General features: G+C 30.7%; 10 protein-coding genes and 1 tRNA gene. 8 read left to right on the forward strand and 3 right to left on the reverse strand.

The window, feature by feature from the left end; genetic code table 11:
- Positions 1 to 131: 131 nt before the first annotated feature.
- From ACIQ11_RS06410 to ACIQ11_RS06420, 3 genes are all read left to right on the forward strand, one after another.
- Positions 132 to 674 (forward strand): DUF1697 domain-containing protein, encoded by a 543-nt coding sequence (locus ACIQ11_RS06410; protein WP_396153873.1) that lies wholly within the window; start codon positions 132 to 134, stop codon positions 672 to 674.
- A 200-nt stretch (positions 675 to 874) separates the two neighbouring features.
- Complete coding sequence (gene rocD / locus ACIQ11_RS06415) at positions 875 to 2155, forward strand: ornithine--oxo-acid transaminase (RefSeq protein ID WP_396153874.1); 1281 nt, start codon at positions 875 to 877, stop codon at positions 2153 to 2155.
- 6 nt (positions 2156 to 2161) lie between these two features.
- Positions 2162 to 2617, forward strand: coding sequence for a hypothetical protein (locus ACIQ11_RS06420; RefSeq protein ID WP_396153875.1), 456 nt, complete (start codon positions 2162 to 2164; stop codon positions 2615 to 2617).
- Between the two features lie 70 nt (positions 2618 to 2687).
- Here the strand turns inward: ACIQ11_RS06420 and ACIQ11_RS06425 are convergent, their stop codons facing one another.
- The 3 genes from ACIQ11_RS06425 to ACIQ11_RS06435 all read right to left on the reverse strand — a co-directional run bounded on the left by ACIQ11_RS06425 (position 2688) and on the right by ACIQ11_RS06435 (position 5258).
- Complete coding sequence (locus tag ACIQ11_RS06425; RefSeq protein WP_396153876.1) at positions 2688 to 3425, reverse strand: hypothetical protein; 738 nt, start codon at positions 3423 to 3425, stop codon at positions 2688 to 2690.
- Positions 3426 to 3889: 464 nt separating this feature from the next.
- Positions 3890 to 3964: transfer RNA gene (locus ACIQ11_RS06430), tRNA-Val, on the reverse strand.
- Between the two features lie 79 nt (positions 3965 to 4043).
- The gene (locus ACIQ11_RS06435; RefSeq protein ID WP_396153877.1) at positions 4044 to 5258 is read right to left on the reverse strand and encodes a bifunctional folylpolyglutamate synthase/dihydrofolate synthase; all 1215 of its coding nucleotides are present in this window, start codon (positions 5256 to 5258) and stop codon (positions 4044 to 4046) included.
- 127 nt (positions 5259 to 5385) lie between these two features.
- On the opposite strand from ACIQ11_RS06435, the gene ACIQ11_RS06440 reads away from it, so the two are divergent.
- The 5 genes from ACIQ11_RS06440 to ACIQ11_RS06460 all read left to right on the forward strand — a co-directional run bounded on the left by ACIQ11_RS06440 (position 5386) and on the right by ACIQ11_RS06460 (position 8745).
- Positions 5386 to 6096 carry a MotA/TolQ/ExbB proton channel family protein gene (locus ACIQ11_RS06440; RefSeq protein WP_396153878.1) on the forward strand — a complete coding sequence of 237 codons (711 nt, stop codon included), beginning with the start codon at positions 5386 to 5388 and terminating at the stop codon, positions 6094 to 6096.
- Positions 6086 to 6481, forward strand: a complete 396-nt coding sequence (locus tag ACIQ11_RS06445) for a biopolymer transporter ExbD (RefSeq protein WP_353079577.1) — start codon at positions 6086 to 6088, stop codon at positions 6479 to 6481. Before ACIQ11_RS06440 ends, ACIQ11_RS06445 begins: the two co-directional genes overlap by 11 nt.
- An 87-nt stretch (positions 6482 to 6568) precedes the next feature.
- Positions 6569 to 7582, forward strand: coding sequence for a quinone-dependent dihydroorotate dehydrogenase (locus ACIQ11_RS06450; RefSeq protein ID WP_396153879.1), 1014 nt, complete (start codon positions 6569 to 6571; stop codon positions 7580 to 7582).
- A gap of 41 nt (positions 7583 to 7623) precedes the next feature.
- Complete coding sequence (locus tag ACIQ11_RS06455) at positions 7624 to 8109, forward strand: hypothetical protein (RefSeq protein WP_396153880.1); 486 nt, start codon at positions 7624 to 7626, stop codon at positions 8107 to 8109.
- Positions 8110 to 8166: 57 nt separating this feature from the next.
- Entirely contained in the window at positions 8167 to 8745 is a 579-nt protein-coding gene (locus ACIQ11_RS06460; protein WP_396153881.1) for a non-canonical purine NTP diphosphatase, read from the forward strand.
- Positions 8746 to 8890: the final 145 nt, after the last annotated feature.

Genomic DNA, 8890 nt, shown 5'->3' on the forward strand with positions numbered 1-8890 from the left:
GCACCTGCATCAAGGATTTGTACGTTTTCGAATACGATTCTTTCTGTTCTCTTTTTTCCCATGACGCAAAAATAAGAATTGTTATGCGGATTAGATAAATTATTTTACTTTTATAACAAAATTTTAGAGTAATGACAAAATATTTAGCGCTTTTACGAGGTATAAACGTATCGGGACATAATATGATAAAAATGGATGCCTTGAAAAAAATGCTCGAAAATATGGGGTTTCAAAATGTAGAAACGTACATTCAATCGGGTAATGTGTTTTTTGAATCAGAAGAAGAAAATGCGGCAGGTATAGGCTTTAAAATCAAACAAGAAATTTCAAAAGTATTTGGTTATGATGTTCCTGTTATTATGGTTTCTAAAACGGATTTAGAATTGTGTTTTAAGAATAATCCGTATTTGAAAGAAAAAGAATGCGATATTAAGAAATTATATGTAGCTTTTATTTCTAAAGAATTGACAGCTGCAGCTATAAACGATTTGAAAATTAGTAATTTTAAACCAGATGAAGCGGCTATTGATTCTAATAGAATTTATATTAAATATGCAATTGGCGCTGGAAAAACCAATTTAGACCAAAAATACATTGAAAAAAAATTAAACGTTGTGGCTACCATAAGAAATTGGAATACAGTTACAAAGTTATTGGAGATGTATAACAGTTAGAAATCCCAAATACCAAAACCCAAATTCCAAACTTAATTTCTCTTTTTGGAATTTGGAATTTTTCTATTTGGAATTTGGAATTTGAAATTTTGGAATTTATATTTTGTAATTTGGAATTTATATTTTGTAATTTTACGCATTAAGGATGATTTCTCTCCAATAAGTAGGAATTGCGATTTGACAATCAATAAAAATAAATCATGTCACTTTTAGAAAAAATGAATCCAGCAGAAATTATTGCTTTGGAAGACCAACACGGTGCTCACAATTACCACCCGTTACCTGTAGTATTAAATAAAGGAGAAGGGGTTTTTGTTTGGGATGTAGAAGGAAAAAAATATTACGATTTTTTATCAGCCTATTCAGCAGTAAATCAAGGACATTGTCATCCAAAAATTGTTGGAGCAATGATGGAACAAACACAAACACTTACCTTAACATCAAGAGCGTTTTATAATGATAAGCTTGGTGTGTATGAAAAGTATGTAACCAACTATTTTGGTTTTGATAAGGTTTTGCCAATGAATACAGGTGCTGAAGCTGTGGAAACCGCTCTAAAAATTTGTAGAAAATGGGCGTATGAAAAAAAGGGAATAAGCGAAAATGCAGCGCAAATTATTGTTTGTGAAAACAATTTCCACGGAAGAACGACTACAATTATTTCATTTTCAAATGATGAAAATGCACGAAAAAATTTCGGACCTTTTACAGATGGATTTATAAAAATACCTTATGATGACATTGTTGCTTTAGAAAAAGCAATTTCGTCTTCGCCAAATATTGCGGGTTTTTTAGTGGAGCCTATTCAAGGTGAAGCCGGCGTTTATGTACCATCTGAAGATTACTTAGCCAAAGCTAAAGCATTATGTACTAAATATAATGTGTTATTTATTGCAGACGAAGTACAAACAGGTATTGCAAGAACTGGTTCTTTATTAGCTGTTTGTGGAAACTGCACTTGCGAAAAAGCTTGTGAAAAACAAAGCACGTATGTGCAACCTGATATTTTAATATTAGGAAAAGCAATTTCTGGAGGTGCGTATCCAGTTTCGGCAGTTTTAGCAAATAATGAAATTATGAATGTGATTAAACCTGGACAACACGGTTCTACTTTTGGTGGAAATCCTGTGGCGGCTGTTGTGGCTATGGCAGCATTAGATGTGGTTTCAGAAGAAAATTTATCACAAAATGCCCGTAAATTAGGAAAAATATTTAGAGAAGAATTAAATAATTATATTCAAACTTCATCTATTGCAACATTAGTTCGTGGAAAAGGTTTGTTGAATGCTATTGTTATTAATGACACCGAAGAAAGCGAAACAGCTTGGAATATCTGTATGAAATTAGCTGAAAACGGATTATTAGCGAAACCAACCCACGGAAATATTATACGCTTTGCACCGCCATTAGTGATGACAGAAGCACAATTATTAGATTGTGTGTCTATCATTACCAACACATTAAAAGAATTTGAAAATTAATTTATTATGGAAAACGAAAAACAAACAGAAAATTTCGAAAATCAGCTGACTACTGCTGCAGTTGGATTTTTACAGGAAAGTGCCAAATGGTCAAAATTTATGGCTATTATTGGTTTTATAGGAATTGGTTTAATGGTCTTGGTTAGTCTTTTTATGGCGATTGGCTTTAGTGCTATGGGCGCTTCTACTATGCCTGAATTGCCTTTTTCAATGTCGGTATTCTCGATAATTTATGTGCTTTTTGCAGCTATTTATTTCTTTCCAGTGTATTATTTGTATCAATATGCTACCAAAACAAGTGCTGCTTTACATTCGAAAAACAAACAATTATTGGCAGATGGTTTAGAAAATTTAAAATCGCACCATAAATTTTTAGGAATATTTACTTTAATTATTATTTCCTTGTATGGCTTTATATTTGTCTTTGCTATTTTAGGAGGAATTCTTTCTACATTAAGTTAGCAAAAAATAGTAGACATAAAAAAACCGACTTATAATTAAATAAGTCGGTTTTTGTATTTTAATTTAAATCTTAGAAATGTAACGTCAAGTTGATTGAAGTAATTCCAACATTACCAAATCCGAAATCTGAACTTGTACCACCTTCAACAGTTGTAGCAGCAGCAGTTCCAAATTTAGTTGTTGTTTCAGATTTACCTTGCACTTCAAAACCTACTCTGTAAGTGTATTGTGCACCAATAGCAAATTTAGGGAAAATAAAGTATTCAGCTCCTAAAAATCCTTGAACACCTAATCCTAAACCTAACCCAGATTTGGTTTCTGTACTACTTACGAAAGTTCCAGTAGAAGTTGTTACTGTAGATTCACTACCATTAGAACTTACATTAATTAATGCATCAGCACCATAAAAACCTTGAAGACGAGTAGAACCTTTTCTCCATTCTTTTCCTAAACCTGCAGTTAAATCAAATCCTGAATTTTTGTTCTCTGTCATGTTTGCTCCAGTTGGAATTTTGTCATTACTTGCACCAAATCCTAAGTTTGCAACCACTCTGTAAGCCATTTTGTCTGAAATGAATTTTTTCCCTACAAAAGCATTGTTTGTTACATAAGTAACAGAAGGCGCAGCATTAGTAGTGCTACCGTTGAATGCATTACCTGCATATCTGAAAATTCCATCAGCATTAAAACTAATAGCCCAATCTCCAGAAACTGGTAAATAAGCTTCTCCTTTTTTAGATTTTAAATCTTGCGCATTAACAAAAGTTAATGATAATACTGCCGCAGCAGTTAGTAATACTTTTTTCATAATTTGTTTATTTTTAAAAGTTATGAGGCAAATATAAAATGTTTTTTTTAAATAATCACACTTTTTTATGAGGTTATTAACATTAATATTAACATTTTTTTTCAACATTTTTGAAAATCAAATATTTACGAAAACGTTGTAAATATAATGTTTTTTAGAAATATATAATTTTAATTAGTTTAAGTTATTAACAATTTTTGAAAAGTCTGTTTTTGATAATATTGTAATTTGTTAACAAATATTATCGATTTTGTGATTTTTGTTGATAAAAAGTATTTATAAGAGTTTTCTATTATATGATGTTTCCATTATAATAAGAATGATTTATTAATTTTTTATTTTAACAATAAAAAATTTTATTTGAAGTTTTTTTTAGTCTCAATATATTGTGAGATAACGATAACCGACTAATTATTAAATTTTTGGCATAAAAAAAATCCTACATTTCTGTAGGATTTAATAAGTGGGCAATGAGGGGTTCGAACCCCCGACCCCCTCGGTGTAAACGAGGTGCTCTGAACCAGCTGAGCTAATTGCCCCAATAAAACGCGCTACTTTCGTATTGCGAGTGCAAATATACATCTGTTTTCGGTATTTGCAAATAAAAAAACAAAAAAATTATATTATTTCTGAAACTACAAAGTTGCTACCACCAATAAAAATCAAATCTTTATCAGATGATTTTTCTAATGCCGCTTTGTAAGCTTTTGAAATAGAGGCATATGTGTTTCCGAAAAGTTGAAATGATTTTGCTTTATCTTGAAGTGTCTTTGCATTTAAACCACGTTCGTTTTTTGGTTTACAAAAATAATAATTGGCATTTTTTGGAAATAATGGTAAAATGGCATCTAAATCTTTATCATTTACGACTCCTAAAACTATGTGCAATTGATTGTAAGTTTCTTTTTTTAATTGTTGTATAACCATTTCAAGTCCGTGTGCGTTGTGAGCGGTATCACAAATTACTTTTGGATTTTCTTGTAAAATTTGCCATCTTCCTTGTAAATGGGTATTGAGTATTACATTTGCAATTCCGTTTTTTATATTTTCTTCTGAAATATTGAAATTGGATTTCAAATTTCGGAAAACTTCAATAACTGTTTTTTTATTCTTTATTTGATAATCACCAAGAAGTCCACAAGGATAATCTGGGTGGTTTATATCTTGTGCAAAATAAATTTCTGATTTGTTTTTTGAAGCGGCTTCTGTAAAAACTGGTTTTGTTTGTATGGTATATTCTCCAATTACAACTGGAATATTCTGTTTTATGATGCCCGCTTTTTCAAAGGCAATTTTTTCTAAAGTATCTCCTAAAAAAGCGGTATGATCTTTACCTATATTTGTGATTACAGAAAGTAAAGGTGTTATAATATTTGTAGCATCTAATCTGCCGCCCATTCCAACTTCAATAATAGCAATATCAACTTTTTTGTCAGAAAAATATTGAAAAGCGAGTCCAACGGTCATTTCAAAAAAGCTTAATTCAGTAGTTTCAAAAAACGGCTTATGTTTTAAAATAAATTGGTGTACGTAATTTTTGGAAATTTTCTTACCATTTATTGTAATTCGTTCCCTAAAATCCTTCAAATGTGGTGACGTGTATAAGCCCACTTTATACCCGGCTTCCATAAATACTGAGGCAATCATACTGCTTGTTGAACCTTTTCCATTTGTACCAGCTACGTGAATGGTTTTAAAATTTCTTTCAGGATGATTCAAATGTTTTGTTAATAATAAGGTATTGGTTAAATCTTCTTTATATGCAGCAGCACCAATGTTTTGAAACACGGGAAGTTGATTAAATAGCCAATTTATGGATTCTTTGTAAGTCATTATTTTAGGTATTATTAAAAAATTTCTTCTTCTGTAAAATAAAATCTTCTTTTTTTAGTTTTATACTTTATAGAAAAATGTATCTTTATTGCAAATTTCAAAAAATTAATTAAGAATAGTATTACTTATGATCGGATTTTTTTTACAAACTACTGTAGATACTGTTGCACAAGCTGTAACAAATGTGGCAAATACAAATACAACACCTGTTAACGAAGGAATATCAGTTTTTGAGTTCATTTTAAAAGGAGGTTTTTTCTTGATACCAATTATTATTTTGATGATTTATACCATTTATTTAATAGTTGAAAGGTATTTGTATATCACTAAAACTACTAAAAATGATGATTTTCTGCTAAAAGAAGTGCGTACGCATTTGCATAGCGGGAACATTAATTTAGCTGTTGGCGCTGCAGAACGCGTAAATAATGCTACAGCAAGAGTTGTGAAAGAAGGAATTTTAACCATAGGAAGACCTATTTCTGAAATTGAATCAAATATGGAACGTATGGCTCAAATTGAATTGGGCGAGATGGAACGTAAAATGGGTCAATTAGGATTAATTGCGGGTATGGCACCAACATTAGGTTTCGTAGGAACGATTTCTGGGGTAATTAAAATTTTCTATAGTATTTCTATTACCGAAAATATTAGTATTGGAAATATTTCTGGTGGATTATACGAAAAAATGATTTCGTCTGGAGCTGGACTTATCGTAGGTTTAATTGCTTACGCAGGATATCATTTATTGAATGGAAAAATTGACCATTTTATGCTAAATGTTCAAAAACAAGTATTGGAATTTGTAAACATAATTCAGCGACCAAATGGCAATTAAAAGAAACAGACGATTTCACGCAGAAGTTCACGCGTCATCAATGAGTGATATTATGTTCTTCTTGCTGTTGTTTTTTCTAATCATCTCAACATTGGCAAATCCGAATGTAATTAAAATGACGTTGCCAAAATCGAAAACAAATGAAAAAACAAACAAGCAATTTATAAGTATTTCCGTTACGGAAGACAAAGCCTTTTTCATAGATAAACAACCTGTTAATTACGATGATTTAGAAAAAGAATTGTTAGCGAAAATTGGTACAGATAAAGAACAAACGGTCGTAGTCCGAATTCCGTTTAATTTACAAGTACAAGATTTAGTAGATGTGCTTCAAATAGGCGTAAAAAACAACTTGAAGTTTGTGATTGCTACTAATCCAAAGTAAAAGCACCTTTTTATTCCATATTTGCTTTTTATTATTTGTGTAATCTGTGTTTAAGAATTACTTTTGCAGTACAACACAACTATCATTATGTATAAATTATTTTTACGTCCTATATTATTCTATTTCGATCCAGAAAAAGTGCATTATTTTACTTTTTCTTTGGTGAAATTTATTTCTAAAATTCCATTTGTAACTTCAATTATCAAAGCGATTTATGTGGTCGAAGACAAACGATTAGAAAGAGAAGTATTTGGGTTGAAATTTAAAAACCCAGTCGGATTAGCTGCAGGATTTGATAAGGATGCGAAACTATTCAATGAATTATCAGGTTTCGGATTTGGTTTTATTGAAATTGGAACGCTAACGCCAAAACCACAAGACGGAAATCCTAAGAAAAGATTATTTCGGTTGAAATCCGATTCAGCAATTATTAACCGAATGGGATTTAATAATGGTGGAGTAGAAGCAGCAATTTTAAGACTAAAGAAAAACAAAGGCGTTTTAATTGGTGGAAATATTGGGAAAAATAAAATTACTCCAAATGAAAATGCTACGGATGATTATGTAATATGTTTTGAAGCCTTATTTGATTATGTAGATTATTTTGTGGTCAACGTAAGTTCGCCAAACACACCCAATTTAAGAGAGTTGCAAGAAAAAGAACCGTTGACAAAATTGTTGCAGACTTTGCAGGATTTGAATAATACGAAAGTTAAGGCAAAGCCAATCCTTTTAAAAATCGCACCCGATTTAACTAACGAACAATTATTGGATATTATTGAAATAGTTAACGAAACTAAAATTGCAGGAGTAATCGCAACCAATACCACAATTTCTCGTGACGGATTAACATCTGAAAATAAAGAGGAAATGGGCGGATTATCTGGAAAACCATTAACAAAACGTTCAACCGAAGTCATCAAATTCTTATCAGAAAAAAGCAATAAATCTTTCCCAATTATAGGAGTAGGAGGAATTCATACTGCTGATGATGCTATCGAAAAATTAAAAGCTGGTGCGAGTTTAGTGCAGTTATATACGGGATTTATATACGAAGGTCCGCAGTTGATTAAAGATATTAATAGGAAGTTGCTTCAATAACAATGGCAATTACAAAAATCAATAACAATAAATCAAAATTAATGAGAAAAGTAGTTTTAATAAGTTTGTTAGTATTATTAATTTCTTGTAATTTAAGGGAAGTGAGATATTCTGATGAAGAAATAGCAATAATGAAACACAATATTGTTGAAAATTCCGATGAAGAGTCGTATTCGGATTATTATACTTATGTAGGTAAAAAAGATTCTTTGCTTTATATTGAAATGTTGCCATATTCATTAAAGATGATGGATGTAAAGAATTCTGATAGTGAATTTGATTTCTTTCAGCTTTTTCTTAGAGCTAAATTTAAAGGTAAATACAATCCTAATGATTTAACCAAATTAGCAAAACCAGAGCAAGATTTATTGATTTATTATTTAGAACAAGGTTCAACAAAAGAAAGTTCTTATTGTATGAGTGTATTGATAGATTATTATAGAAAAGGTATTTATTATAAAAAAGATGTAAAAAAAGCAGATAGTTTGTATTTAGCAACTTATGGTAATCCTTATCCGAATAAATGAGTAATAAAAATTAGTTTAATCTATCCAAATTCGCTTCATCTGCGTACCCATCAACATATGAAATTAGTCTTCGCATCCAACAATAAAAACAAAATTGCTGAAATTCAGCAACAAGTCGGTTCGCAATTTCAAATTGTCTCATTAGAAGATATTGGATGTTTTGTGGATATTCCGGAAACGTCTGAAACTATTGAAGGAAATGCGATTTTGAAAGCCAATTATGTCGCTGAAAATTTCGGTTTACCTTGTTTTGCTGATGATACAGGTTTGGAAATTGTAAGTTTAAATAACGAACCTGGTGTATATTCCGCACGATATGCAGGCGAACAAAAAAATGCAGAAGACAATATGAATTTGGTTTTACAGAAATTAGCATCTAAAACCAATAGAAAAGCTCAATTCAAAACCATTATTGCGTTAAACATCAATAACCAACAGTATTTATTTGAAGGCATTGTAAAAGGTGAAATTACTTTGAAAAAGTCAGGAAATCAAGGGTTTGGTTACGATCCAGTTTTTCAACCAGAAGGTTTTTCAACTACTTTCGCCCAAATGACTATGGAACAAAAATCGGTTATCAGTCATAGAGGTATTGCGGTGCAAAAATTAATTAATTTCTTATCTAATTTAAGTTGATCTCCCAATTTAGGCCTTCCAATCCTATGATTAAAAACGTAACTTTCTGAAAATCAATTAAAAACAAATTAGTTTAATCCGTTTTTTAATTCTACCTTTGCACCCAATTTAAAAATATATAATGAATAAATTTGAGCAATTAGGG

This window comes from Flavobacterium sp. (assembly GCF_044361065.1).
GTDB lineage: Bacteria > Bacteroidota > Bacteroidia > Flavobacteriales > Flavobacteriaceae > Flavobacterium.